Source organism: Streptomyces himalayensis subsp. himalayensis (assembly GCF_013778455.1).
In the GTDB taxonomy this organism is placed as follows: domain Bacteria; phylum Actinomycetota; class Actinomycetes; order Streptomycetales; family Streptomycetaceae; genus Streptomyces; species Streptomyces himalayensis.
Window position 1 is genome coordinate 41,133 of sequence record NZ_JACEHE010000036.1, and the last position, 24,513, is coordinate 65,645.

26 protein-coding genes and 7 pseudogenes are annotated in these 24,513 nt (G+C 68.7%); 16 read left to right on the top strand and 17 right to left on the bottom strand.

What is annotated here, in order from left to right:
- The first annotated feature begins 63 nt into the window (after nucleotides 1-63).
- Nucleotides 64-1,095: a hypothetical protein gene (locus H1D24_RS43115; RefSeq protein ID WP_258564584.1), complete on the top strand. Its 1,032-nt coding sequence runs from the start codon at nucleotides 64-66 to the stop codon at nucleotides 1,093-1,095.
- A 108-nt stretch (nucleotides 1,096-1,203) separates the two neighbouring features.
- On the opposite strand, the gene H1D24_RS35780 is transcribed toward H1D24_RS43115, so the two are convergent.
- The 3 genes from H1D24_RS35780 to H1D24_RS35790 form a co-directional block, all read right to left on the bottom strand.
- Complete coding sequence (locus H1D24_RS35780; protein WP_181661892.1) at nucleotides 1,204-1,767, bottom strand: hypothetical protein; 564 nt, start codon at nucleotides 1,765-1,767, stop codon at nucleotides 1,204-1,206.
- 478 nt (nucleotides 1,768-2,245) lie between these two features.
- Nucleotides 2,246-3,184 carry a sigma-70 family RNA polymerase sigma factor gene (locus H1D24_RS35785; protein WP_181661893.1) on the bottom strand — a complete coding sequence of 313 codons (939 nt, stop codon included), beginning with the start codon at nucleotides 3,182-3,184 and terminating at the stop codon, nucleotides 2,246-2,248.
- Nucleotides 3,185-3,194: 10 nt separating this feature from the next.
- Entirely contained in the window at nucleotides 3,195-4,385 is a 1,191-nt protein-coding gene (locus tag H1D24_RS35790; protein WP_181661894.1) for an NAD(P)/FAD-dependent oxidoreductase, read from the bottom strand.
- Nucleotides 4,386-5,095: 710 nt separating this feature from the next.
- Here H1D24_RS35790 and H1D24_RS35795 point away from each other — a divergent pair.
- From H1D24_RS35795 to H1D24_RS35815, 6 genes and pseudogenes are all read left to right on the top strand, one after another.
- A pseudogene (locus H1D24_RS35795) lies at nucleotides 5,096-5,746 on the top strand (ABC transporter ATP-binding protein); the annotation flags it as partial.
- 74 nt (nucleotides 5,747-5,820) lie between these two features.
- Entirely contained in the window at nucleotides 5,821-6,618 is a 798-nt protein-coding gene (locus H1D24_RS35800; RefSeq protein ID WP_181661896.1) for an ABC transporter permease, read from the top strand.
- Entirely contained in the window at nucleotides 6,611-7,900 is a 1,290-nt protein-coding gene (locus H1D24_RS35805; RefSeq protein WP_181661897.1) for a sensor histidine kinase, read from the top strand. The genes H1D24_RS35800 and H1D24_RS35805 overlap by 8 nt, the downstream gene beginning before the upstream one ends.
- Nucleotides 7,901-7,954: 54 nt before the next feature.
- A pseudogene (locus H1D24_RS35810) lies at nucleotides 7,955-8,615 on the top strand (response regulator).
- Between the two features lie 497 nt (nucleotides 8,616-9,112).
- Nucleotides 9,113-9,232 (top strand): annotated as a pseudogene (locus tag H1D24_RS43120) (HAD-IB family hydrolase); the annotation flags it as partial.
- A 235-nt stretch (nucleotides 9,233-9,467) separates the two neighbouring features.
- A pseudogene (locus H1D24_RS35815) lies at nucleotides 9,468-9,673 on the top strand (transposase); the annotation flags it as partial.
- Between the two features lie 97 nt (nucleotides 9,674-9,770).
- On the opposite strand, the gene infA reads toward H1D24_RS35815, so the two are convergent.
- The 4 genes and pseudogenes from infA to H1D24_RS35835 form a co-directional block, all read right to left on the bottom strand.
- Complete coding sequence (infA, locus tag H1D24_RS35820) at nucleotides 9,771-9,995, bottom strand: translation initiation factor IF-1 (protein WP_010981942.1); 225 nt, start codon at nucleotides 9,993-9,995, stop codon at nucleotides 9,771-9,773.
- The gene (locus tag H1D24_RS35825) at nucleotides 9,992-10,783 is read right to left on the bottom strand and encodes a GNAT family N-acetyltransferase (RefSeq protein WP_181661899.1); all 792 of its coding nucleotides are present in this window, start codon (nucleotides 10,781-10,783) and stop codon (nucleotides 9,992-9,994) included. Before H1D24_RS35825 ends, infA begins: the two co-directional genes overlap by 4 nt.
- 613 nt (nucleotides 10,784-11,396) lie before the next feature.
- Nucleotides 11,397-11,522 carry an IS3 family transposase gene (locus H1D24_RS35830; protein ID WP_181661915.1) on the bottom strand — a complete coding sequence of 42 codons (126 nt, stop codon included), beginning with the start codon at nucleotides 11,520-11,522 and terminating at the stop codon, nucleotides 11,397-11,399.
- Nucleotides 11,496-11,704 (bottom strand): annotated as a pseudogene (locus H1D24_RS35835) (transposase); the annotation flags it as partial. The gene H1D24_RS35830 and the pseudogene H1D24_RS35835, both read right to left, overlap by 27 nt.
- Before the next feature lie 306 nt (nucleotides 11,705-12,010).
- Here H1D24_RS35835 and H1D24_RS35840 point away from each other — a divergent pair.
- On the top strand, nucleotides 12,011-12,574 hold the full coding sequence (locus H1D24_RS35840; RefSeq protein ID WP_258564585.1) for a carbon-nitrogen hydrolase family protein: 564 nt from the start codon (nucleotides 12,011-12,013) through the stop codon (nucleotides 12,572-12,574).
- A 146-nt stretch (nucleotides 12,575-12,720) separates the two neighbouring features.
- Here the strand turns inward: H1D24_RS35840 and H1D24_RS35845 are convergent, their stop codons facing one another.
- The 6 genes and pseudogenes from H1D24_RS35845 to H1D24_RS35865 all read right to left on the bottom strand — a co-directional run bounded on the left by H1D24_RS35845 (nucleotide 12,721) and on the right by H1D24_RS35865 (nucleotide 16,484).
- Nucleotides 12,721-13,239 (bottom strand): pyridoxamine 5'-phosphate oxidase family protein, encoded by a 519-nt coding sequence (locus H1D24_RS35845; protein ID WP_181661900.1) that lies wholly within the window; start codon nucleotides 13,237-13,239, stop codon nucleotides 12,721-12,723.
- Nucleotides 13,232-13,657, bottom strand: coding sequence for a hypothetical protein (locus tag H1D24_RS35850; protein WP_181661901.1), 426 nt, complete (start codon nucleotides 13,655-13,657; stop codon nucleotides 13,232-13,234). The genes H1D24_RS35845 and H1D24_RS35850 overlap by 8 nt, the downstream gene beginning before the upstream one ends.
- Before the next feature lie 105 nt (nucleotides 13,658-13,762).
- Entirely contained in the window at nucleotides 13,763-14,197 is a 435-nt protein-coding gene (locus H1D24_RS35855; RefSeq protein WP_181661902.1) for a VOC family protein, read from the bottom strand.
- A gap of 438 nt (nucleotides 14,198-14,635) precedes the next feature.
- Nucleotides 14,636-14,912, bottom strand: a pseudogene (locus H1D24_RS43125) (SulP family inorganic anion transporter); the annotation flags it as partial.
- Nucleotides 14,913-15,039: 127 nt separating this feature from the next.
- Nucleotides 15,040-16,275 (bottom strand): epoxide hydrolase family protein, encoded by a 1,236-nt coding sequence (locus tag H1D24_RS35860; protein ID WP_181661903.1) that lies wholly within the window; start codon nucleotides 16,273-16,275, stop codon nucleotides 15,040-15,042.
- Nucleotides 16,272-16,484 carry a hypothetical protein gene (locus tag H1D24_RS35865; protein WP_181661904.1) on the bottom strand — a complete coding sequence of 71 codons (213 nt, stop codon included), beginning with the start codon at nucleotides 16,482-16,484 and terminating at the stop codon, nucleotides 16,272-16,274. The genes H1D24_RS35860 and H1D24_RS35865 overlap by 4 nt, the downstream gene beginning before the upstream one ends.
- Nucleotides 16,485-16,615: 131 nt before the next feature.
- Between H1D24_RS35865 and H1D24_RS35870 the strand changes: the two genes are divergently transcribed.
- Together H1D24_RS35870 and H1D24_RS35875 are read left to right on the top strand one after the other, a co-directional pair.
- Nucleotides 16,616-16,894: a hypothetical protein gene (locus H1D24_RS35870; RefSeq protein ID WP_258564586.1), complete on the top strand. Its 279-nt coding sequence runs from the start codon at nucleotides 16,616-16,618 to the stop codon at nucleotides 16,892-16,894.
- An 82-nt stretch (nucleotides 16,895-16,976) separates the two neighbouring features.
- A complete protein-coding gene (locus H1D24_RS35875; protein ID WP_181661905.1) occupies nucleotides 16,977-17,312 on the top strand; it encodes an ankyrin repeat domain-containing protein in 336 nt (111 codons plus the stop codon).
- Here the strand turns inward: H1D24_RS35875 and H1D24_RS35880 are convergent.
- From H1D24_RS35880 to H1D24_RS35890, 3 genes and pseudogenes are all read right to left on the bottom strand, one after another.
- Nucleotides 17,284-18,097: pseudogene (locus H1D24_RS35880) on the bottom strand (IS5 family transposase). The gene H1D24_RS35875 and the pseudogene H1D24_RS35880 overlap by 29 nt on opposite strands.
- A 43-nt stretch (nucleotides 18,098-18,140) precedes the next feature.
- Nucleotides 18,141-18,395, bottom strand: a complete 255-nt coding sequence (locus tag H1D24_RS35885) for a DUF6332 family protein (protein ID WP_181661906.1) — start codon at nucleotides 18,393-18,395, stop codon at nucleotides 18,141-18,143.
- A 108-nt stretch (nucleotides 18,396-18,503) separates the two neighbouring features.
- Nucleotides 18,504-19,181 carry a hypothetical protein gene (locus tag H1D24_RS35890; RefSeq protein ID WP_181661907.1) on the bottom strand — a complete coding sequence of 226 codons (678 nt, stop codon included), beginning with the start codon at nucleotides 19,179-19,181 and terminating at the stop codon, nucleotides 18,504-18,506.
- A gap of 134 nt (nucleotides 19,182-19,315) precedes the next feature.
- On the opposite strand from H1D24_RS35890, the gene H1D24_RS35895 reads away from it, so the two are divergent.
- The 4 genes from H1D24_RS35895 (at nucleotide 19,316) to H1D24_RS43135 (ending at nucleotide 21,980) form a co-directional block, all read left to right on the top strand.
- Entirely contained in the window at nucleotides 19,316-19,888 is a 573-nt protein-coding gene (locus H1D24_RS35895; protein WP_181661908.1) for an ArsR/SmtB family transcription factor, read from the top strand.
- Between the two features lie 485 nt (nucleotides 19,889-20,373).
- Nucleotides 20,374-20,904 carry a hypothetical protein gene (locus H1D24_RS35900; RefSeq protein WP_309484573.1) on the top strand — a complete coding sequence of 177 codons (531 nt, stop codon included), beginning with the start codon at nucleotides 20,374-20,376 and terminating at the stop codon, nucleotides 20,902-20,904.
- Nucleotides 20,905-21,406: 502 nt separating this feature from the next.
- Nucleotides 21,407-21,808: a transposase gene (locus H1D24_RS43130; protein ID WP_258564587.1), complete on the top strand. Its 402-nt coding sequence runs from the start codon at nucleotides 21,407-21,409 to the stop codon at nucleotides 21,806-21,808.
- Between the two features lie 37 nt (nucleotides 21,809-21,845).
- The gene (locus tag H1D24_RS43135) at nucleotides 21,846-21,980 is read left to right on the top strand and encodes a hypothetical protein (RefSeq protein WP_258564588.1); all 135 of its coding nucleotides are present in this window, start codon (nucleotides 21,846-21,848) and stop codon (nucleotides 21,978-21,980) included.
- 113 nt (nucleotides 21,981-22,093) lie between these two features.
- On the opposite strand, the gene H1D24_RS35910 is transcribed toward H1D24_RS43135, so the two are convergent.
- A complete protein-coding gene (locus tag H1D24_RS35910) occupies nucleotides 22,094-22,297 on the bottom strand; it encodes a cold-shock protein (RefSeq protein ID WP_037751662.1) in 204 nt (67 codons plus the stop codon).
- Nucleotides 22,298-22,618: 321 nt separating this feature from the next.
- Here H1D24_RS35910 and H1D24_RS35915 point away from each other — a divergent pair, with 321 nt between their 5' ends.
- Entirely contained in the window at nucleotides 22,619-23,740 is a 1,122-nt protein-coding gene (locus H1D24_RS35915) for a hypothetical protein (RefSeq protein WP_181661909.1), read from the top strand.
- A gap of 338 nt (nucleotides 23,741-24,078) precedes the next feature.
- Nucleotides 24,079-24,390, top strand: coding sequence for a hypothetical protein (locus H1D24_RS35920; protein ID WP_181661918.1), 312 nt, complete (start codon nucleotides 24,079-24,081; stop codon nucleotides 24,388-24,390).
- Nucleotides 24,391-24,513 lie beyond the last annotated feature (123 nt).

The window sequence follows — 24,513 nt, forward strand, 5'->3', positions numbered from 1 at the left end:
TTGGTGCGAGCGATTACGGCTCCTCTATCTGGCCGACTGCCGCTGTCAGCGCCGCTCCGTACCGTGGAAAGACTGCGCGGCTGGCAACCGATGCGACCGGGCAGTGTTCATGCACGCGGGGACCGTCTGAGCTACGACCCGAGCGAGCTCGGCGAGAAGGTCGACAGTGTTGAAAGGGACCTTCCCAGCGGCATCGACGACGGGCGGCGGCTGCTGAAGCAGCTGGCCACCCGCGTGGAGTGGCTGGAGCGGCACGTCCGCAAAGCTCCCGACACCGAGACCGTCGACTTCGACGACGACAGTGCAGAGACCCGCCGCCTGGTCCGCGCCGTCGAACTTGGCCTGAACGCAGAGGCGAGCCTTCTGTCCGTCGTGCGGCACCAGGGACTGGAGGCGGTCATCCGCCGGCACCAGACCGCTGTTCAGCAGCGGGACACTCATTGCCAGGCCGTACTCGCGGCCACAGAGACCCTCGCCGCCACACTCCCCCAGCAGAAACAGCACAGCCAGGCCGCCGCCGCCTTCAAGGACGCAGTCCCCAAGGCGCGCCAGGCCATCAAGAGTCTGCCGAAGCTGGCGGCGGATGCAGCCAAAGCCCGTGAGGAGCTCGCGGAGGACGACGCCAACCGCAGTGAGCAGGGCCGTGTCATCGAGGCCGGGCAGAAGGCCGCGCGGCGGCTGCGGGGTCAGATGCGCAGCCGCTCGTCCGATGCTCTCAACAGTCAGGTGATGCTGCCCACCTGGTTCATCACGGTCCTCGGTCCGCTCCCGCCGGCGAAGGACACTGACGGCTGGATGGAGACCGCCACCGACGTGCTGGTGTACCGGGCGACGTACCAGGTCGCCGACCCAATCGTCGCCCTCGCGTCGCCACCCGACCGGTCCGGCACACGCCGCGCCGCGCGGTACGAGCGCCTCACCCGAATTGCGCCGCTGGGACCAGTAGCCGAACGAGCCGCACTCCGTGGCGAGCGGTGGAGCACTTCCTGGACATCAAGTTCTCGCTGGGGGCGCCGTCGGCCACGACACGGGATGTGCGACGAGGATAGGGGCCAGTTGGGCACCTCATCCCCCGCGAGGACCGAACGCGCTTGAACCCTTGATTCAGACCCTCCAAGGATCAATGCGTCGCTGCACGAGACGCAGAGCATGCTCGTGACCGGCCGCCCGTGCACCCGCGGCCGGTCATGCGCAACCGCTGCCTCAATTCTGACCAGGAGTCAGCCGCCACACCGTGAGGTCGAACGCGAAGGAAGTGGAGCAGGACAGCGGGACCCTCTCACCGAGCACATCCACCGTGGCTACCGTCCGGAGCTGGATGTTGGTGCCCTTGCTGATCACGTAGTGGTCCGCCGGATCCTCGATGACCTCGTGGACAGGCTTGGGGCGCCCCACGGCCTCATAGGTGCCACTGATGACGGCGTTTCCCGCCGGCTCGGCCGTGTCGTCCAGCTTCCTCACCGGGATGTCGGCCGCGATCGTCCCGTTGGAGAACAGCGTGGTTTCCTCCGGTCCGTAACCGCCGCCGTACTCCCCGTCCGGCGTCTCGACCGAAAGGCTGGTGTGCGAGCCGAACGCGGAGTTCTGGTACAGGTCCACCGCGACGGTGACGCCTCGGGACTGCCCGGTGCAGGACAGGGCGTAGCCCTTCTCGATCGTCTTCACCGGCTTGGATCCGCCCTCCGTCGCCGGAGCGGCCTGGGCGGCCCCGCCCGCGGTGGCGACCACCCCGGTACCGATCGCGCAGGCCAGCACTACCCGTGTCATGTTTCTCAACTCGGTTCCCCCTTGGGCTCTGGGCCCATGTGTGGCGCTTTACGCGCATTGCGGGATCTGAGACACGCCAGGTACGTGTTCGGTTGCGCCCAAAGGGAAAGTCCCGGTCCAGGCCTCACTTGGGACCGTTACTCATCACGTCGGTGTCACGACAGCGGGTCTAGCCCTTCCCGGCAGGACGCTGCGCTTCCTTGAACGCGGCCGGCATCGCCTCGCTGGGCAGGGGTGACCTACCGGACTCCCGCGCGCGACGACGCATTCTGCAGGGGTGCCTTCTGACGGTGACCTACTGCCCGGGACGAGCCTCCGTCCGCGACTTGTAGTGGCCACTGTGTCGACCGATGGTCGGCCAACGGGGATCCGAACTGCATGGCCGAGTCTGATTCGGGAGACCGCGCTGCTGTGCGGCGCGGGGTCGAAGGATGCCGTCCTCGCTCCGACTCAGGTCACTGGATTCCGGTGGCTCTGGTCACCATGCGTTGATGACCGGCGCGTCGGGCTCGTGCTGCCGCCAGGCCTCGTTGAGGCGCACGAGCCGGTCCGTGGCGGCGATGCCGCGCAGGGACGCGACCTTGCCGTCGCTGACTTCGAACGCCACGGCGCCCACGACCCGGTCCTCGACCACGGCGAGGACGGCCGGGGAGCCGTTGACCAGCGCGATGTGGATCGCGGGTGAGCCGCCGGCCAGCCGCCGCTTCGCCGGAGTGGGCTTGAAGCCGGCCCGCACGTAGGAGGCGACGCGCTCGCGCGTCTTGTACCGCAGCAGCCGCCTGGCCAGTCCGGCGCCGTCCGAGACCGCCGTCACGTCGTCGGTGAGCAGCGCCACCAGCCTTTCGGTGCGCCCCGACGTGGCCGCGGCGAGGAACTCCTCGACGACCCGGCGCGCGGACGCGGGGTCCACCTCGTCGCCGCCGCGGCGCTCGGCGGTGACCCGGCGTCGGGCCCGGTGGACATGCTGCTGGCTCGCCGACTCGGTGATGTCGAGGATCCCGGCGATCTCGGCGTGGGGGTAGGAGAAGGCCTCGCGCAGGACGTAAGCGGCCCGCTCGACGGGCGAGAGGCGCTCCATGAGGGTCAGTACGGCCAAGGACACCGATTCGCGCTGCTCGAAGGTCTCGGCAGGGCCGAGCATCGGGTCGCCCTCGAGGAGCAGCTCGGGCAGCCAGTCTCCGACAGCGCGCTCGTGGCGCGCCTGCGCCGAGCGGAGCCGGTCGAGGCAGAGATTGGTGACGACCTTGGTCAGCCACGCCTCCGGCACCTCGATACGTTCCCGGTCCGCGGCCTGCCAGCGCAGGAACGCGTCCTGCACGGCGTCCTCGGCGTCGGCCGCCGAGCCGAGCAGCCGGTACGCGAGCGAGGCCAGCCGGCCACGGCTGGCCTCGAATCGATCGATGGCGACGCTGTCCATGCGGAACAGGCTATGCGGCGACCCGTACACCGGACCGGTCCGGTGCGGTGGCCAGGCGGCGCTTGCGCTTCGGCATGCCGAAGGTCGGGTGGGCGATGCCCCACCCGGCCCCCTTGAGCACGCCCGACTTGAGCCACGCGGCGGTCCGGCCGCCCAGGTACCAGGACTTCGACCGGACGTCCCCGTCCACCATCTGGAAGATCGCGTCCCGCCGCCCGAGGCTGATGTGGTTGCCGTAGTACTTCAGCCCGGTGGTCGGGACCTCGCTGCCCGTCAGGCGCGCGATGATCGCGGCGGTCGCCTGCATGTTGGTGAAGCCGGCCGAGGCGCAGGACATCGGCAGCGGCCGGCCGTTCTCGCCGATCGCGTAGGCGCAGTCACCGGCGGCGTAGACGTCCGGGTGCGAGACCGAGCGCATGGTGCGGTCGACGACGATCTGGCCGGTCTCGGCGACCTCCAGGCCGCTGGCGGCCGCGATGGGGTGCACGGCGAACCCGGCCGACCACACGGTCACGTCGGCCGGGATGGACCTGCCGTCGGCGGCGATCGCCCGTGCCGGCTCGACGGCTTCGATGCCGGTGTGCTCGTGGACGGTGATGCCGAGCCGGTCGAAGGCCTGGCGCAGGTGGCGGCGGGCCTTCCGGGAGAGCCAGGCGCCCAGCTCGCCGCGGGCGGCGAGCGCGACCGAGAGTTCGGGCCGGGACTCGGCGAACTCGGTGGCGGTCTCGATGCCGGTCAGCCCCTCACCGACGACCAGCACGGTGCCGCCCTCGCCCAGGCCGGCCAGGCGCTCGCGCAGACGCAGCGCCGAGGACCGGCCGGTCACATCGAAGGCGTACTCGGCCACGCCGGGGACGCCATGGTGGGCGACGGAGCTGCCGAGCGCGTAGAGAAGCGTGTCGTACGTGAGCTCGCCGCCACCGTCCTCGCCGGTCACGGCGACGGTCCTGCGCTCGGGGTCGACGCCGGTGACGCGCGCCAGGCGCAGCCGCACCCCGGTGCCCGCGAATACGTCGGCGAGCTTGCGGAACGCGAGGTCCTGGCCGATCGCGAGCTGGTGGAGCCGCATCCGCTCGACGAATTCGGGCACGGCGTTGACGACAGTGATCTCGATGTCGGCGGGCGAAAGCCGGCGGGCCAGGTTTCCGGCGGCGAAGGCCCCGGCGTATCCGGCGCCGAGGACCACGATGCGGTGCTTCATGGCGTTGCTCCCATCTCGTTCGCGTGCCCCTTGAACGAGACGGCGCCCCGATTGCTGACAGGAGCCAGGTGTGACGTGGGTCACCGAACTAAAGACGAGCGGCTGAGCTTCCGACAGGCGCTTGGGCCTGCCTTGGGCGGTCGAAACGGGGCGCTGGCCAACTACGGATCTAGAGGCCAACTATCGATCGGCGTCACATCGACATCTGCCTCATCGGAGGCTGAAGATACCCCCGCCCTGATCGGCCACGGTTCGGCCAGGCGCTGGTGGGACCGGTCACGGGGCTCTGGGAGCGGGGCGAGCCGCCGGCGCCGACAGCCGGTCGTGCTGCCCCGAGTGCGCCTGGACATGCGCTCCCGTCTGCACATTGACGGCGTCGACGGCGACGGGATGTCCTGACACCCGCCGCGGCGTCGGGGTACGCGTGGCTGCGCGGACATCCTCCTGGATCTCGGGTTTCTCCGACGGGCAGCGGAGGGGGCACCTCCCACGCCCTGAAGGCGGCGCCGTGGCACGAGCCCGTCGAGGCCGAGGCCACCGCGCCGATGTGACGCCGCTCGCGCCGCTCCCGCGTGCCCGTGGCCTGGGGGATTTCCCCCAGAGGTCTCGGAGGACAGCCTCGTTCCGGCGTCCGTCTCCCGTTCCTAGCGTGGAACCCGTCCATCCGACGCGTCGAATTTCCGGCGCACGAACAGGAACAGGTAGTCGTGATGATCGAGGCCAGGGGTCTCACCAAACGGTACGGCGGGACGGTCGCCGTTGAGGACCTGAGCTTCGGGGTGCGTCCCGGAAGCGTGACGGGATTCCTCGGCCCGAACGGTTCCGGCAAGTCCACCACCATGCGCATGATCATGGGGCTCGACCGGCCGGACGCCGGTCACGTCACCATCGGCGGCCGTGCCTACAGCGGCCTGAGCTGGCCGCTGCGCGAGGTCGGCGCTCTCCTCGAGGCCCGCACCTTCCACCCCGGCCGCAGCGCCCGCAGCCACCTCGCGGCGCTCGCCGCGGGCGGCGGCATCGACCCGGCGCGGGTCGATGCGGTCCTGGAGAGCGTGGGCCTGGCCTCGGCCGCGGGCAAGCGTGCGGGCACGTTCTCGCTGGGCATGGCGCAGCGGCTCGGCATCGCGGCGGCGCTGCTCGGCGATCCGCCGGTGCTGCTGTTCGACGAGCCGGTCAACGGCCTCGACCCGGAAGGGGTGCGCTGGATCCGGGAATTGATGCGGTCGCTGGCCGCCGAGGGCCGCACGGTCCTGCTGTCGAGCCACCTCATCAGCGAGATGGCGCTGACCGCCGACCACCTCGTCGTGATCGGCTCGGGCCGGCTGCTCGCCGACACGTCGGTCGCCGAACTCACCGCCTCAGGCCGGTCGTTGGAGGAGGCGTTCTTCGCGCTGACCGAGGCCAGCGCCACGTACACCGCCGAGAGGAACCGATGATGACCGCGACGACGTACGCCCTCGCGCGCAGCGGGCACTACGGCCTGCGGCAGGCCGCTCGCATGGAGTGGATCAAGCTGCGCAGCCTGCGCTCCACGACGTACGCGCTGCTCCTCACGGTCGTCGGCATGATCACCATGGGTGTCGTGACGATGGCCAACACCAGGGCGCCGCGCGGCGCCGAGAAGATCGCGTCCTTCGACCCGACCAACAACGTCCTGGCCGGGGTGGCGCTCGGCCAGCTGATCATCGGAGCGCTCGGCGTGCTGGTGATCACGGGCGAGTACTCGTCGGGCACCATCCGCTCGACGCTCGCCGCGGTACCCAACCGGCGTCTCGCGCTCACCGCGAAGGTGGCGGTGTTCGGTGGGCTCGCGCTGGTCCTCGGCGAGGTGGTCACGTTCGCGACGTTCCTCGCGGGCCGCGCTGCGCTCGCGGCTGACGTGCCGTCCCCCTCGCTCGGCGACCCGGACGTGCTGCGTGCGGTGCTGCTGTCCGGAACGTACCTTGCTCTCGTGGGTCTCATGGGCATCGGCATCGGCGCGATCACCCGGCACACGGCGAGCGCGATCGGCACGCTGGTCGGCTTCCTGTTCGTGCTGCCCTTGCTGCTGGCCGGGTTCACCGGTACGACGATCGCCAAGTTCTTCCCCACGATTATCGCGGGCAACTCGCTCTCGGTGAGCGTGCCCGTCGACGACGTGCTGTCACCATGGGTGGGGTTCGCGGTCCTGTGCCTGTACACGGCGGCGCTGCTCGCGGTGGGCGGAAGGCTGTTGGTGCGGCGCGATGCGTGAACTGCGCACCGTCCGCACGGTGCTGACGGCGCCCCTGACGCGGCGGACGTGGGCGCAGGCGGCGTACTGCCTGCTGTCCTTCGTCCCGGCGCTGGTGGGTTTCGTCCTCATCGTCGTGGTCGCCCTGGCGCTTGGCTCCGCGTTCACGCTGACGGTGCTCGGTGCGGTGCCCGGCATCCTGTTCCTGGTGGCGGGGCTCGCCCTCGCCCGGGGCCTGGGCGCGCTGCAGCGGCGGCTCGCCCGGGGGCTGATCGGCGAGCGGGTCGAGGAGCCGCCCCGGCCAGACGCCCGGCGCGGGCTCGTCGTGGGCGTGGAGGCGCGGTTGCGGGACTCGAGCGCGTGGCGGGCGGTGGCGTACGTCCTGGTGAAGCTGCCGCTGGCGACGCTCGGCCTGTACGCGGTGCTGTGGTGGGTGATCGGCGCGATCAATGTCATCGCGCCGCTGCGGTGGGCGGCCGGGCAGCGCGACATGGCGCTGCTGCACCCGCTGCCGGGCGGCGGGCAGCCTCCCGTGCACTCGCTCGAGGGCGCGTTCGCCGCGGCCGCCGTGGGATGCGCGATCCTGCTGATCGCGCCGTGGTTGACACGGGCCGTCGTCGCCGTGGACCGCCGTCTGCTGCACGCGCTGCTCGGCCCCAGCCTGCTGGCCGAGCGGGTGCGGGACCTGGAGGAGACCCGCGCCCTCGCCGTCGACGACGCAGCCGAGCAGCTACGCCGGCTCGAGCGGAACCTGCACGACGGCGCGCAGGTCCGGCTCGCGGCGCTGGCGATGAGCCTCGACATGGTGCGCGAGCAGCTCGACGACCGGGACAGGCCCGAGCTGCACCGCCTGGTCGAGACAGCCCGCGACAACGCCACGGAGACCCTCACCGAGCTGCGAGACCTCTCCCGCGGCCTGCATCCGCCGGCCCTCGACGGCGGCCTGGCCGACGCGTTGATCACGCTCGCCGCGCGGGCCGGGCTGCCGGTCGACGTGTCGGTGGACGTGCCCAACCGGCCGACCCCGGCCATCGAGAGCCTCGCCTACTACTGCGCGGCGGAACTGCTCGCCAACGTCATCAAGCACAGCGGGGCCCGCCACTGCGGCATCGAACTGTCCACCGGCGACGGCACGTTGAGGATGCGCGTGAGGGACGACGGCCGCGGCGGCGCGCACATAGCCGAGGGCGGCGGCCTGGCCGGGCTCGTGCAGCGGGCCCGCACGGTCGACGGCGACCTGACCCTCCACAGCCCCGACGGGGGTCCGACGACGCTTACGGTGAGGCTGCCGCTCCATGCCTGAACAAGCCGCAGGATCCGGGCTCCTGCCCGGCGGGACGTATGCGAGGCTCCACCCATGCGCGTAGTGATCGCCGAGGACGCCGCCGTGATGCGCGAACTGCTCGCCCAGATGCTGACGATGCGCGGCCACGAGGTCGCTGCGTCGGTCGCGGACGCCGACGCGCTGCGCGCGGCCGTCACCGAGCACCGCCCCGATGTCGCGGTCGTGGACATCCGGATGCCGCCGACGCACACCGACGACGGGCTGCGCGCGGCGATCGACATCCGCCACGAGCATCCCGGCACCGGTGTCCTCCTCTTCTCCCAGTACATCGAGACGAAGTACGCGGCCCGGCTGCTCGCGCAGGGCTCCGCCGGCGTGGGCTATCTGCTCAAGGAGCGGGTCGCCAACGTCGCCGAGTTCACAGACGCGCTGGAGCGAGTCGCGGCCGGCGGCACCGCCCTGGACCCGGAGGTCATCACCCAGCTGGCCGGTGCGGGCCGCCGCACCGAGGAGCTGCAGGCGCTCACCAACCGGGAGCGGGACGTGCTGACGCTGATGGCCGAGGGCCGCTCGAACGCGGCCATCGCCCAGCAGCTGCACGTGTCGGCGAGCACCGTCGAGAAGCACGTGGCGGCGATCTTCGGTCGGAAAGCTCGATCTACCGGTGTCGGAGGACCACAACCGCCGGGTCCTCGCCGTTATCCGCATGCTGCACCAGGACCCGAGGGACTGAGCCGTGGCCGACGCGAAGCGGCGCCACGGCGCAGCGCGGGCCTGCTGCTCTTCTGCCCCGCGCCGACCGGACCGAGGTGCTGCGACGACAATTACCGCTGGTGCCGCGCACCACGTACTTCCCTGACTTCCTCACCCCTTCCGAGGCCGCCGAATCGGTGGAGCCCTGCGGGACAGAGTCGTATGAGGGGGCCAGCGCCTTGTTCCGCGTGTCACCGTACGCTGAACCAGACGGCTCCGCCCAGCGCGCTGGCGGCGCTGCACATGATGGTCAGGAGTCGGTACGGAACTCGCTCGACAACCAAGTGCACTCCATGCCAGTGCAGTTCCAGGAAAGGTGGGGAGGATCGGAGCTCTCCGCGTCGCGATGCCATGCCGGCCTCCGGAATTCGGAAGTTGGTTAGCATGGTCGCGAACGATCCGTGACTTCCATGGCGTACCCGAGAGCCCTCTCAGGCAAACCCACGCGCCACACCTTACGCCGAATGGTGGGCCCCTATGCTCAAGCTCACGGAAAACCACTCCTTGCCTCGCACAGCAGCCTTCTTTGACCTGGACAAGACGGTCATTGCCAAATCGAGCACACCCACGTTCAGCAAATCCTTCTACCAAGGCGGGGGCGAGGGGTTTCGAGCAGGGCCGACCCCTGGCCCGGCACCCGGCCAACCCGGCCTGCCCTCTAACCCCCTGTGCAGCAGGGTCCGTTGGGAGGAAGCAATTCGCGGACATCGACCCTCAAACGGCGGTTTGATAGTCCTATGAGCTCGTAACACGATCTTGTTGAACGGCCCTGTTCGGCCGTGTCCGGTGTGACGATTCGACCGTTCGGGATGGTGTGACTACCCGGCCGTGGATGGTGGACGATGACCTGTGGGCGCGCTGATTGCGCCGCTGCTGCCGCCCTGGCCCGAGAAGGCTCCTGGCCCGCGGTCGGTGCCGGACCGGCTGTGCCTGCAGGGCATCCTGTACGTGCTGCACAACGACATCGCCTGGCAACTGCTGCCCCTGGCGCTGGGGTTCGGCTCGGGCCAGACCTGCTGGCGGCGGCTGGAGCGGTGGCCGCCGCGGCCGTGCGAGGCATCATCGGGGCGCCCGGTCACGGAAACGCCGTGACCGGGGCCCCAGGATCAGCTACCGCGGAAGGTGCCGACCGCCGCTAGTTCCGGTACCGGAACACGATCCGGCCGCGCGTCAGGTCGTACGGCGGGAGCTCCACCAGCACCCGGTCTTCCAGCATGATCTTGATGTAGTTCTTGCGGATCTTCCCGCTGATGTGCGCGAGCACCTGGTGGCCGTTCTCGAGTTCCACGGTGAACATGGCGCTGCGCAGGCACTCGACGACCTTGCCCTCGACTTCGATGACGTTCTTGTTCTTCGTCATCGCACCAGCTCCCGGTTGCTGCTCATCGGCCGGGCGCCGATGCCCTCGAACAGCGCCGAGGCTGCCTGGTTGGACTCGTGGACTTCGGTCCAGGCCGCGGCGAACCCGGAGCGGTGCAGCGTCCCCAGCGCGTGGGCCAGCAGCGCCCGCGCGATGCCGCGGCGCTGCTCGCCGGCCCGGACCGCGACCAGCCCGATGCGCGGCCGGTTCACCGTCACCACCCGGATCAGACCCAGGTAGCGGTCCGGCGCCGCGGCCACCGCGTACTTCGACGGGTCGACGATGGTGTCGCCTTCGGGGCGGGTAATTACCTCCGCGGGCATCGACTGCCACCCGACGGTCGCCTCGACTTCGTCACGGATCGCGCGGTCCACCGCCCGCAGCAGGCTCTCGTCCGCCTGACCGGCGGGCACGATCGTCACGCCCGAAGGCGGCAGGACTGCTTCGAGCCCTGTGATCCGCGGGTCGGTCGGCACGGCGTACTCCCACTCGCGGCGCCGGATCGCGAAACCGGCCCGCCGCCAGCCGGCCGTCAGCTCGACGTCGGCTTCGTCGACCACCGTGTACAGCGGCGCCGGCAGTTGTGCCAGCATCGCCTCGGCGAGCCGGTCGAAGGTGGCGTCGTGCCAGGCGTCGATGCTGACGAACAAGCGTCCGTCGGGCCGGTGCTCCGCATGCCCGCGGCCGACCACCAGGTCGTCATCCAGAGCATGCCATTGCCTGTCCGCGACGCGCGTGATCATCACCGCGTTCTCGCTCAGGCCAGATGTGAAAGGCCTCGTGTTCATCGGAGTCTCCTCCCAGGAGTGCCTCGATCTCGGCGCTCCTGGCGACACCGAACGTCAGCCGCCGGACCGTGACGGGTTGAGGGAGCACCCATGGGTAACTGTGTTCACGGGGCTCACCTCCATACGACGAATTCACGGTCCACCACGAAAGTAACAGCGCGGCGCCGCCTCGCTCAAATCCTTTCTATTGCATGGATGGAGGAGATACGCGCTCGTCGCGTGCGCGGCCGCGTGCGGACGGCGGCCGTTTGTTTGGTGGCGGTCGCCATCTTCATGGATCTGGCAGCGGCAGACCGGCTTGGCAGCGTGATGGGGGCGATCGCCGGGCTCGTGGGCTTGGCAATCTCGGTGTGGGCGCTCGCGGGTTTCGGACGCCTGCCCCTATGCGGGGCCGCCGGGACCATGGCGCGCAGGACGGCGGTGGTGGCATACCTCCGACCCCGAGCGGCCAAGTGCAGGCGAGCAAGGACTCGGTGGCCGCGGGCGTAGACATCGGCACGGTCATCAGCGGTGATCACAACGCCGTCACACTTGTCTATGTCTCCCTTCCCCACAGCCAGGCAGTGACACGGGCCAGCAAGCTGAGGTTCCCCCGTTGTGCAGGAGGCGCTGATCAGCCGTCGATGTACTCGAAGAGTGCAAAATTCGCCTCGGCGCGGGTGGCGAAGACGCGGCCGCGGACGCACTCGGTCTTGATCAGTATCCACAGGCGCGCCCGGCGAACCACGGCCTTGGCCATGGCGACCTTCGTCTCAAGCCGACGGAGTCGTCGATGCCGGCCCGGCGGCACCGATCGCGGTCATCCGTCCACGACATGGGCAGATACAGGCGGCGGTCGCTCAGCGTGCGTCCACGGTCGGTGGCCTAGGCGAGGAACACGCCGATCTGGCAGTTTTCGGTCCGCCCTGCGGCGCCGGAGTGAGCTTCCCTCGAGATGCGAAGTAAGCTGACATGGAGTCAGATAGGTCTCATGAGAGGACCTTTGACTATCTCTCTGTCAAGTTCAGCGTGTTGCACTGAGGTGTCTCTCTCTCCAGCGGCTGGGCCATTCGACACTGCGCTGGACAGGTTGAAGGATGTTGACGGAGCCAGCGGGCGACGGCATGATGACCGACTGCGTGGCCTACGCCGAACCTCCCGCGACCGTCCCCAGCACGGTCTCCCCTCGGAGGCAAAGGAACCAGCGTCTCAGGTCGTTGTTGCAGCCCGATCGCCTCGGTGCACCGCTTGACTGAGCCGAACCGTCCGCACAACAGCCTCTACGTCATTTCCGACCGCGGCGAGGTCGTCACGCGTTACGACGAGCGCCTGCTGTCGAAGACGAAGGTCTCGTACATGTACTCGCCGGGCATCTCACCCGTGACCTTCGACGTCGACGGTGTGCGCTTCGGCTGCCTGCTCGGCATGGAGATCCACTACCCGGAGTTGTTCGCCGAATACGAGAAGCTGGATGTCGACTGCGTCCTGTTCTCCACGACCGGCGTCTCCCCCGTCGCCGCGCAAGCCCAAGGCCACGCCGCGGTCAACAGCTACTGGGTCAGCTTCTCGGTGCCCACACAGCACAGCGCCACCGCACCGCCCGGAGTCATCGCGCCCAATGGCGGCTGGCTTGAGCGGTGCCCCACGGACGGCTCGCCATCCGTAGCCGTCGTGAACCTTGACGACAGTTCCGAGGCCGCCGCCGAATCAGTGACCTACGCGCGTCCCTGGCGTCGTGAATCGCGCGCGGGCGTCTACGCCGAGCACCAGGTGACCGACCCGCGCAGCGAAGACCGAACTGCGGCCTTCTAGCGCAGATGCAGAATCCGAGGGGTTCGCGGTTACGGGATGGCTCCCGCGCCGCGAACACCTCGGATTCTGAGTTGTTGGGGTAGCCGGATCTGGGTGGCTGTGATCGCTCATGCAACAGGCCCAGGGCCTGTCTCACGAGCCTGCCGTCACTCGGCGGTGAGCTTCGCGATATCGGGGGCGTAGACGGTCATCCAGTGCGGGCGCAGCCGGTAGAAGACCACGTCGTTGTCCCAGTCGAAGGCGTCGTCGCCGTAGAAGTCCGTGAAGTACGCGAGCAGGTCTGGCCAGTCCGCAGCCGGCTCCCCGTCCTCGGGGTTGAGGGTCTCCACCGTGCCGTGCGTGAACACGCCCAAGTCCTCGTCGCGCATGTGCGCGACGCTGGCGGCGGGGCGGGCGGCGAGGTGGCGGGCCTTGGCGGCGCTGCGCGCCGTGCCGAAATACCACTTGCCATGCAAGAAATGCCCGTCCACGCCGCTGATCCGCGGCTCGCCCTTCGCCGTCACGGTGGACAGGGCAAGCGTGCACATGCCGGTCAGGATCTGGGTGAGCTGCTCTGCGGTCAGGGTGCGCTCGGTGATGATCGAGCGGAGGTGGTTGGTGGAGCGGGACAGGGAGGCGTCGAGCAGGGCCTGGAGCTCGTTGAGTTCTTCGGGCGTTTCACGCATCGGGCCACTGTAGCCAGGGCGGGCCCATCCGGGCATCGGAGGCAACAGCGGCTCCAGCCGTGGCCCACTGGTCGCCCCTCAGGTCTCCACGAGCCGACCCAGAGCCGGTGGCGGTAGACGCGGCCAGCGGTGTCCCGGGGCCCCACCGTCGTCGTCGGGGGCGGGGCCGGATGGACTGGCGGAGGGTGATGCAGCGGACCGGGCGTCGGGGTGCTCGGCACCGGGCCCGGCGCAGACGCTTGCGGGCGGCTGCGGCGGGCCGGATCTCCTCGGACTGCCACAGGCCGCGCCGGGCGTCGGCGGGCCGGCGGATCAGCAGCAGGGTGCCCAGCAGTGTCCGGATCACCCTCAGCTGATCGTCGTTGATGTCGTTGACGCGGTCGGCGCCCACCCCGTACCGGTCCCTGCTCGTGGACACCGAAGGGTGGTTGTGGATCAGGACCGTTGGCGCGCCGCGGGACGGCGACCCTCGTGATGGCGAACTGCACCAGTCGACTCGCGAAGGGGCCACGTTCGCGGCCACTCAGTCGAGACAGAACTCGTTGCCCTCGATGTCCTGCATCACGAGGCACGACTCGTTGACTCCATCGGCAACCAGTAGTCGCACGCGTACCGCGCCGAGGGCGACCAGTCGTGCGCACTCGGCCTCAAGTGCGGCCAGGCGCTCTGCACCCACGAGCCCGGTGCCGACCCGCACGTCAAGATGCAGCCGATTCTTGACGACCTTGCCTTCGGGAACGCGCTGGAAGAACAGTCGCGGCCCCACACCCGAGGGATCCACGCATGCAAACGCGGAACCCTGACGCTCAGGCGGCAGTGCGCCATCGAAATCGTCCCAAGTAGCAAACCCCTCCGGTGGCGGCGGTACGACGTACCCCAACACCTCGCACCAGAAACGAGCGACGCGCTCAGGTTCTGCGCAGTCGAAGGTGACTTGGAACTGCTTGATCGAGGCCATCGGTCCATCGTATAGGCGGGGTCTTTCGTCGCCAGCCCACACTCCCCGAACCCAACCCGCCGGGACCCGCCTTCCAGTAAACGAGCACCAGCCCTGACGACCTACGACATCGAAGAGTCGGTGTCGCTGAGACGGCTCGGGACTGTGGCACCGACGCCCGCAAGAGCCGCGGAGTACGCCGTGGTGAGCGGCATCGGCTCGCCGGACCGTCCCGAGCGGGTGTCGCAGCCGCACATGGCAGTCCCGGCACTGTTCGGTGCCGCCGAGGCTGATCCGCTGAGGGCAGCCCTCGACGCGGTGTACGCCGCAGTGGCCGCCTACGGCGAGGACTGCCGACTCACCAAGTCAGGCACCGGGACCGGGGGCAGCAGGTCGGCAAGGCCGGGCGGTACGCGCCGTGGTTCGCGTACCGCCCGGCCGTCGAGGCATCGAGCGGCGTCAGGCGCCCGATGTGACCTTGGCGGGCTCGGCGTGCGCCGTGACCTTCACCGGCTCGGTGCCCGTGTCGCTGTGCTGTGCGGCCCAGTTCTCCAGGGCGGTGCGGACAGCGTGGTCCAGATGGTGGCCCCCGGAGAGTGGACCCCGGAGAGGTTGACCTCGACGGGACGGTCCTGCGGCAGCGCCTCCAGGGTGTCGAGGATCTTCGGCAGGCGCAGGGAGGTGGCTTGCCCGCCAGATGTGCCTGGATGGGGTCTGCGCCCTTGTCTGCAGCGTCCCGGCGGCGGCAATGAGATCTTGCGCCTGTTCACGGGCATGGCTGATGGCGTCCCGGGAAGATGCTCAGGCCGTGAGCGACCGGCAACGTTCGCCTGGCCCGTTGCCGGACGAGCCCGCAGGGTCGTTCAGGGCCTGCGGCCGTGGAAGGTGCGGCGCAGGTCGCTCACCCAAGCGTCGGGGTTCTCCCAGGGGATGAAGTGGCCGCCGTGGTCGTGGGCGTTGACGTTGACGTGGTTGAACCAATCCGCCTGCGGGCCGGTCTTGAACGCCTGGACGCGCTCGTTGGCGGTGTGGATGCCGGGCGGGTTCTCGTACGTGACGAAGGTGAGGCCGACCGGGGCCTGCACGACCGGGGTGCGGTCGTGGGCGGGAGCCCAGGGGTAGCGGTTGGCGTTGGCGTAGTAACGCATCGACGTGGCGATGGAGTTGTTCACCCAGTAGATGGTGGCGTGGGTGAGCAGGTCGTCCTTGGTGAAGACGGACTCCACGTCACCGCCGTTGTCGCTCCAGGCGTTCCAGCGCTCCAGCAGCCAGGCGAGCAGTCCGGCGGGTGAGTCGCTCAGCCCGTGGGCCAGGGTGGCGCCGTCGAGCATGTGCACGGCAAGGTGGGACGCCCAGCGGTGGTCCAGCTCGATGATGCGGGCGCGGACGTCCGCGGGCTGGTCGTCGGTGAGGGGCCGATTCCGGGCGAAGTCCCAGGCGCGGGGGCCGGTGAAGAAGTCGAGCGGCAGCCCGGAGCCGATGTGGATGCCGTAGAGCTCGTCGGCGTACTTGTGGCCGAGCTGGCTGGAGACGATCCCGCCGATGTCGCAGCCCCCGGCGGCGTACTTCTCGTATCCCAGGGTCTCGCTCATCAGGGTGTGCCAGAGGTCGGAGACCTTCCAGAAGTTGACGTCCGAAAAGCCGGTGAGCGGGCCGGGGAAACCGAAGCCGGGCAGGGACGGCACGATGACGTCGAACGCGTCGGCGGGGTCACCGCCGAACGCGGCCGGGTCGGCGAGCGGGTCGATCACCTTCGACCAGTGCCAGAACGTCCACGGCCAGCCGTGGGTGAGGATCAACGGGATCGGGCGAGGGCCGCGACCAGGCTTGCGCATGAAGTGCACTGGGACACCGGCGACGCTCACCTGGTAGTGCTCGTAGACGTTGATGGCGGCCTCGGCCGTGCGCCAGTCGTAGCCGTCCCGCCAGTAGGCGACCAGCTCACGGAGATAGCAGTCCGGGACGCCGTAGGACCAGTCCCCACTCCCTTCGTCCAGCGGCGGACGGGTCAATGTGAGACGGGCGCGCAGGTCATCGAGGACCTTCTCGGACACGTGGATCGGGGTGGGCTCCAGGGGGAAGGCGTGAGGGGTGGTCATGGCGTGATTCCCTTACTGGGTAGAGGAAGCGGTGTCGTCGGCCTGTTGGGTGGTTGGGCGGCGAGCCGGGCCATTTCGAGGAGTGCGGGCAGCGATGCGGCGAGTGCCTGCCGGTGGTGCGGGTCGAGCTGTTCGGCCAGTGCGGCCAGGCGACCGATGCGCTCCTTTCGCCGCGACTCGACCACCTTGGCACCAGCGCGGACACTCAACGGCTCTGACGATAGAAGGTTTCCACATCCGCCCCGGGGCGGCGTTGCATAGGTGGTCGCCTGTGAAACACGCGGCCGTCCGACGGCCCACCTGCGGCGATCACGTTTCATGGGTCGTTGCAAACGACTGCATGTCCGGCATGGAACGCGAGTACATCCGCGACCGCACCCTCGAAGGCCACGAGTCCGCCCGCAAGCGCGGCAAGACCATCGGCGGCGCGGACGTCACCGACGACGCCATGCTCTCCATGGCCCTCCACCCACGCGATCAGGAGATGAGCCTGCGCGACATCGCCAAGCGGCTCGTCATCACCACAGGCACGAAAAAGGGCCAGCACCCCTCACCCGCCACCGTCATGCGGATGCTGCGCGAACACGATGAACAGGCCGCCACGGCAGTGAGCACGTGATCACTTAGACGTCATCTCAATTGGTGGCTGATGGCGTAGATAGTTACTGGCAGACGTGCTGCGATGGCGGTTGAATGCCTTGGTGAGTGACTACTGGACACCCGCTCATCACGCGGTCGAGCACGAGGACGCCGAGGCCCTGGCCCGGTTGCTAGCTCACGGTTCCGATCCCAATGAGGTCTTCAGCAACATGACGCTGCTGACCCACGCGATCGACGTCGAGGGCGACGGCTCCCTGCAGAGCGGCCAACCGTTGACCGTGCATACCACTGCTGTGCTACTGGCCTTCGGGGCTGATCCGGAGCTGGCAGATCCAGACGGTCGCATCCCCATGGACATAGCCAATCATTACGGCCACGACCTGGCGGCAAAGCTGCTGTGGGCGCACATCAGCGGGCGAGCCGCCGGTAACAGATGAGCGTGCAGGCAATACTCGTGAAGGCGAGAAAGTGCTCGGCCTTGCGCTCGTAGCGACGGTGGAGACGGCGGCAGCCAGCGAGCCAGGACATGGTGCGTTCGATGGTCCAACGGTGACGTCCCAATCGCTGCGAGGTCTCAACTCCCCTGCGGGCGATGCGGTGCCGGATGCCTCGGCTGCTTAACCATCGCCGCAGGTGGGCATAGTCGTAGCCCTTGTCGGCATGGAGCTTGCCGGGCTTGCGACGCCGAGGGCCCCGGCGGGAACGGACCGGCGGGAACGGACCGGCGGGATGCCCTTCACAAGCGGGATCAGAGCCTGGCTGTCATGGACGTTGGCACCCGAGACGCCCACGGACAGGGGCAGACCGGTCCGCTCGGTGATCAAGTGGATCTTTGAGCCGTACTTGCCCCGGTCCACAGGATTCGGACCTGTCAGGTCCCCCTTTTCAGGGCCCGCACGTTCACCGAGTCGATCGCACATCGAGACCAGTCCAGGTCGCCGCGGGAGCCGAGCTCGTCGAGGACCAGGCGGTGGAGCTTCGCCCACACCCTGGCCTTCGTCCACTCGGTGAAGCGGCGGTGAGCCGTCGCGCCGGACGGCCCGAACGACGCGGCAGGCAGCTGCTGCCACGTACAGCCCGACGTCGCCACGAACACGATAGCCGCCAGCACCTCCCGGTCACCGTGGCGGCGCCGGCCACCACCCTGAGGCCGTGACGGAGCCTCCGGCACCACCCGCTGGAACAACTGCCACAACTCATCCGGCACCAGCCGCTCAACGATCCCCACGTCGGCAGGCTACCGACCTCAAGGAGAGGGCCCGCAGTCAGCGGCCCATTCGGCGCTGCTCGTCGAACCGACGCAGCACCCGTACCAGACGCCACATTCCGGCCGTCGCTCCGAGCAGTGCACCCCCCACCAACACGCCCTTCTTTGCTGAACCAGAGATGCCAAAGGCTAGTGCGAGAGTCAAAGCGACGGCGAAGACCGCCGCAGCCAGCGCGACGGCAGTCACCAGGGCGAAAACGATCTCCACCGTCATTGCGTCCTTTTCCCACCGCGACTCACGCCCCATGTCCATGCTGCAAGTCTCACATCACGGTCAAGCCGCGGCGCCTGGGCCGGACAGCCTGACTCTCACGTGCGGAGGCGCACTCACCAATTGAGATGACTTCTTAACCGAACCGGTCTATGCGTAGGACCGGATGGCTACCATGACATCCATGTCGAAGGCGTTCGCTCCCGACGTGGACGGCAGGCCCAGGGCCCGATCGAGCGCGCGGCTAAGGGGGCCGCAGCCACTAGTGCCCGGGGCGGCGAACTCCGCGTCCTGGGCACCGAAGGCGGCGACCAGGGGGTCCTTGGATATCACCCTGGTGGGATCGGTGTCCTTGAGCACTAGGTGGACCGCGTCCTCATCGCTGCCCACCGAGCAGCCCGACGACGGCAGGGCCAGCAGCCCGTGCGCCGAGCCTATGGCGAACTTGATGTCGAACTCGCCGCGCCGGGTGTCGTCGGACAGGAAGTCCGAGTAGCCGCCGTACTGCGGAGTCAGGGTCAACGGGGTGCCTCCCGCCCGGATTGGCGCAGCGGTCATCTCCCCGAAGACCTGGCGGAATTCACCGTCCACACGGCCTTCTGCAAAGGTGATCTTCATAGGTTCGGTGAGCGGCTCGTCGACGGTGCCCATGCGCAGATGCCCCGTGGCGTGCATGACCTCGCAGCGCCAGGTCCCGGGGTCCGCACCCGTGGGCAGCTCATCGGCGGTCGGGCAGGCGGAGAAGTCGAACTCGGGCAGATCCGCGGCCCGTTCAGCTCCATACGCGGGTGCGGCGCCCAGGGCGAGTCCGGCAAGTAGGGCCCCCACAGCAGCACTTGTGAAGCGGCGGACTGTGCGATTCAAGGTCGCTCGGTTCGGCGTCATACGTCACAGCATTGCAGAGGTTTCTCTGCAGAGGAAGGTCTGCAGAGAAATCGCTGCTGTCTGGATAGACTGCCGCCATGACGAAAGAGCGGAGAGCGGACGCCGCAGGGCGGCGCACCGTCGACAGCCCCGAGGTACTCAAGGCCCTGTCGCACCCCCTGCGGCTACGTATCCTGCGCCACCTCGGCGCGGCGGGCCCGGCCACCTCAACCACGCTGGCCGCCGCCCTCGGCGAGAACACAGGGACGCTGAGCTACCACCTGCGCATGCTGGAGCGCAGTGGCCTCATCGAAGACATCCCCGAGCGCTCCACCGGGCGTGAGCGCTGGTGGCGCGGGGTGCGCGGCCTCGACATCCGCAGACCGCCGCAGGGTGAGCTGACGGAGGCCGAGCGCGCCATGTCGGCCGAGCTGGACCGGATGAGGATGGAGGAGGACATCGAGCTCGCCCGGCAGTTCACCGCGGGACAGGCGGAGTCCGAAGGCTGGATGCGGGGTTCACGCAGCCTCATCCACCTCACGAAGGCTGAGCTGGACGCGTTCCATGACGACTATCTGGCCCTCCTCGCCCGCTATGCCCGCGGGCCCGAGGGCGCCCCCGACGACGCACGACCCGTACTCCTCCGCTGGTTCGGCCTGCCCGCTGACTGACCGGAAGCCGGCCGACGAACTGTCTGATCGGCCGACTGACCGTACGGGTGAGCTGAGGGAAGGGACCCGGTCGGGCCGACGTCTTCGCGGGCAGCCACGGTCTCCTCATTCGGGCGACGCTTTGCGCGGCCCTCGAACGAGAAGAAGATCAACAATCAGTCACGCCGCCCATCGAGACTGCGGGCCTGACCAAGATCGGTCCACAGGCACTGGAGCGAGAGCGGACAGCCGCTCAGAGCGCCACGAAGGAGAACGACTGGGAATCTGACAGCTTCAGCGCGACAGGGCAGCATTGTCCTGTCGCATTGAGCATGTCTGTTGATCTTGAGCCTAGCTGCTGAACTGCCAGGTGGGAACGTTCTGCCCGCGGTTCTCAGTGCAGCTGGCTTCTGCAGAATCGCGGGTGGCCTGTGAATGGGATGTGAGGGACTGCCCCCGGGGAGGGAAGGCGGAGCCGTGCCGAGCCCGACGTAGGCTCACGGGTTGTGAATCAACAGGGTGAGGTTCGTAAGACGCGCTATCTGGTCCTTCACGACTATGGGATGGGGGGCCTGTGGTGGTGGGTGTGGGCCGAGTCTGCGGAGGAGATCGTCCGTGTCTGCGCCGAGGTCGAGGTGGTCACAGACTGGGAAGCCGTCGAACGCGCGGAGACATGGACCTCGGAGGAGGTCCACCTCGACGCACCGGATCCGAACCCGTTGTCCGGTTTCCGCGCTCAGCGGGATGCTCAGCGCGGTCAGCCTGGTTTCGGCGTCTTGGCGGGGCGGGACCGTGTGTACTTGCGCTGGCAGGAAGACGGGGATGAAGAGATCTTCCTGATGGAACTGGGGCCGGACGGGCGGCGGTTGCGGCAAGTCGAAATTGGCTCGGACGGCGGTGCCGTCAAGACGAGCGTGGAAGACTGGCCGCTCAACCCGCCCTGTGACCTCTATGACCCGCAGTATGCGTCCCTGGAGATCAGCTGTGACGACTTCGAGGAAGCATGGCACCGGGCTCGCCACGAGTCACAGGGGTGATCAGGCGGGTGTCTGGGCTCGGTGCTGACAGATATGCCGGTAGAGGGGGTCCTGGGTTCCCAAGGTGGTGTAGATCTGGGCGAATTGTCGGCTCAGCTCTGCTGTCGTGGCGAGGTAGAGCTCTTTGGGGTCGATGGTGTGGATCGGAGGGTTGAGGGTCAGGTTCGCCAGCACCGCGATCTCGGGGAAGGCCGCGAGGGGGTGGCGGTCCTCGGCAGGGATCTTCTTGCTGACGGGGTGCGTCTCGATGCGACCTGTTCCGCCGGTGGCAACGGGACGGCACCTGGCATCGGATCTTCACCGCGCTCCAGGCCCGGGCCGAGGCGAGAGAGCTGATCACCGGGGACATCAACGTCGACTCCACAGTGTGCCGGGCCCACCAGCACGCCGCCGGTGCGAGGAAAAAGGGGAGCTGCAGAAGGAGCCGCCGGGTTGCGTAAGCGTCGAGCCGGACGACCACGGCCTCGGGCGCTCTCGGGGCGGCCTGACCACCAAGCTGCACTTGGCAGTCAAACAGGGCCAGAAGCCCATGTCCATCGTGATCACGTCCGGGCAGCGGGGCGATTCCCCGCAGTTCGAGCCGGTCCTGAGCAAGGTCCATGTACCGCGTCTCGGGCCGGGCAGGCCACGCACCCGGCCCGATCGGGTACGCGCCGACAGGGCGTACGCCTCCCGGAAGAACCGCGCCTGCCTTCGGCGTCGCGGGATCCACTGCACCATCCCGGCCAAGGCCGACCGCGGTTCGCGCGGCGGCCGGCCGCCGAAGTTCGACCCGCAGGACTACAAGGCTCGGCACGCGGTCGAGTGCGGCATCAACCGCCCCAAGAGGCACGGGGCCGTGACCACGCGATACGAACTCGCGGTCCGCTACGAGGCCGCCGTCCTCGAAGCGGCCATCAACTGAATGGTTGTGAACGGCCGTGCTGTGACGGTGACGGCGCATGGGCTTCTTCGAAGCGAAGCGTTCTGCTGTCAGCAAAGACGAGGCACCCACCGTCCAGCAAGTCACTGGCTGGCTCACCCGCCACCGCGAAAACCTCAACTCCGGCCAGCAGCTCCGCCTCAGCGCATCGTGACGCGCTGCCCCGAACTCGCCGATCTAGGCAGGCACATCCCTCATCATGGGCCGCGGTGCACGGTGCTTTGGGGCGTGAGTGCGCCTTTGGCACCGTGCCGGTCTTGACGGCGGTCAGGCGGGAGTGATGTTCTCCGCCTGCGGGCCCTTCTGGCCCTGGGTGATGTCGAAGGTGACGGCCTGGCCTTCCTGGAGCTCGCGGAAGCCGCTGGCGTTGATGTTGGAGTAGTGCGCGAAGACGTCGGGGCCGCCTCCATCCTGCGCGATGAAGCCGAAGCCCTTTTCGGCGTTGAACCACTTGACGGTTCCGCTGGCCATGCCGGTGCCTCTCAGTCGATGACGGATCCGCACCGCGCGGACCCGGAGGTGGTCGTCCCGGTCCTCGGGCACTGCACAGCAAAACGCCCGCACCCCGGCGCGGGCAGGTGCTGCGAACCACGACATCTGCCAGCGACGCTACACGGCGGCACCACCCCTCACCAGTGAGCAAGGACTCTCAGATGGAACGGTGTTGCCGACGGGTACGGTCATTGCGGCTCGGGCCTCTGGCACGGGCTGGGTCGTAGAGCGCCGCCAGCGCCGAGGTGTGGCCGTTGTTGGAAACCGCTCATTGTCAGACCCGGGCGCCACGCTTGATCTATGCGAACTCTCTTCAGCAGCGAAGTGCACGTGGCCTACGGGCAGATCTATGTCTGCAGCGACGACATCCACCTCCTCGAAGCGTCCTTCGCCGGGCAGCGGGCCGGGCTGTGCGGCGGGGCGGTGCCAGGCCATCTCTTCCTGGTGACCGGAACGCACACCGGCTCCGTCCCGATCACCGTTGAGCTGCACGAGACGGATCCGCCCCTGGACGCCGATCTCTGGGAGGACATCGTCGAGGTGTCGTTCCGGCCCGTATCAAACAAAGTCCAGCTCGTGGAGTGGGACACCGGCTGGTATCCGCTCCCCCTCTCCGAGACCTCGTACCGGGTGCGGTACCACTGCCAGGGCATGGACGAGGCGCCCAACGCCGCAGGCGAGGCGGGCGAACCCGCGGTGGATGAGTATCTGCTGCGATTCTGGCCGAGTCCGCCGGCCCCGGACCGTGTGGTCAAGGAGACCAGCCAAGCCGCCGCCTATTGGCACGAGTTCGCGCGCAAGCAGCCCCCGGGCCCCACTCCCGAGGAGCGAGCCGAGGCCGAGCGCCAGGCGCGCGAGGAGGAAGAACACACCGCGCTGCGACGGGAGATGGGCGCGTGGGGTGGGCGCCTGCCCAGCGACCGGCTGCGGGATGTCCAGGGCAAGCTCCGGGGATTCCAGGGCTATCCGCAGGGCCTCGTGGGCCTTGATGCCGCACTCGTGCACGCGATCGACACCGCAGGTCCCGAGGAACAGCGCGCGCTCGCCCGCTGGGCAGCGCACCGCGCTTGTGCGACAGCAGGGCTCAGCGAAATCGACTGGGTAGCGGGCGGGCTGGTGGAGCTCGACCGGGGCGAGCCCTACTCGCCGCCGCTGGACGACCCACGACGGCTGCGGGACGCCGCGTTCTCCGACGCACGCATTCCCCACTCCCACGACGGTACCCCCGGCTTGCCCCAAGTCGCCGCCTTCGCCGCTCTCTTCGATGCTGCCGCGCCCGACCCCCTCAAGGCAGCGCTGGACGCCCTCCTCGCCGCGGCGGTCACCCATGACACCGACTGGCCCCACCTCTTCGCGGAGGTCCGCCGCACCTTCCCAGCCACAGCCATCGCACCAGAGGCGGAGAGGAACGACCGCCAGTAGCGTCACCACGTGCTGACCTTCCGTATCGCGCCCCGAGCGCAGCACCGTGCCCGGCTGGCCAGCTCAGACTGAAGAGGCAAAACGCTCACCGACGGCCATGCCGTCATTCCCGTGAACATCTGCGAGCGCGCTGATCGCCGACTGCTGTTGAAACTCATCGACAAACGCTGCTGCTGAACGTGAACGAAGCCACGTGGTGGCGACGAACTCGGCGCCCCCACGCATAGCGGTGAGCGCATTCAGCGGGCGAGCCCCTTCGTCATCGGGCGGGCGAGCCCCTTCGTCATCGGCTCCGTCTGAACGTCATCGGAGGAGCTGGTCAAGGCGGTGGAGTCCTGATGGACATGCCTCCCGAGAACCTGCGGGCCCTCGAGCTCTACCACCAGCTCGAAAACCTCAGCCCGGCCGGGAACGACAACGCACTCCTCATGACGGTGCGGCTCCCGAACGGCCAATACGTCGGCGCCGTGCGCCTGTCCTGCGCCCTGCAGCCAGGCATGTCGGTCACCTGCACCGTCCTGCCGCTGGGGGGTGCCCCTATGTGGTTCGTCAAGGAAATCGGGCTGCGTCGGGATGGGTTGCCGGGCAGCATGGCGGGGTGTCTGATCTGTTGTGGGATGACGTTGCGTACTTCTTGGATCCTGATCTGATGGGTTCGCTGCCGGACGTGCGTGTCCCGGATGCCTCGGTGGAGGACTGGCAGGCACTCCTCGATCTCGTCGGTGAACGCGGTTGGAAGTGCCAGTACTCCGAGGGCGAGACGGTGCTGTCGG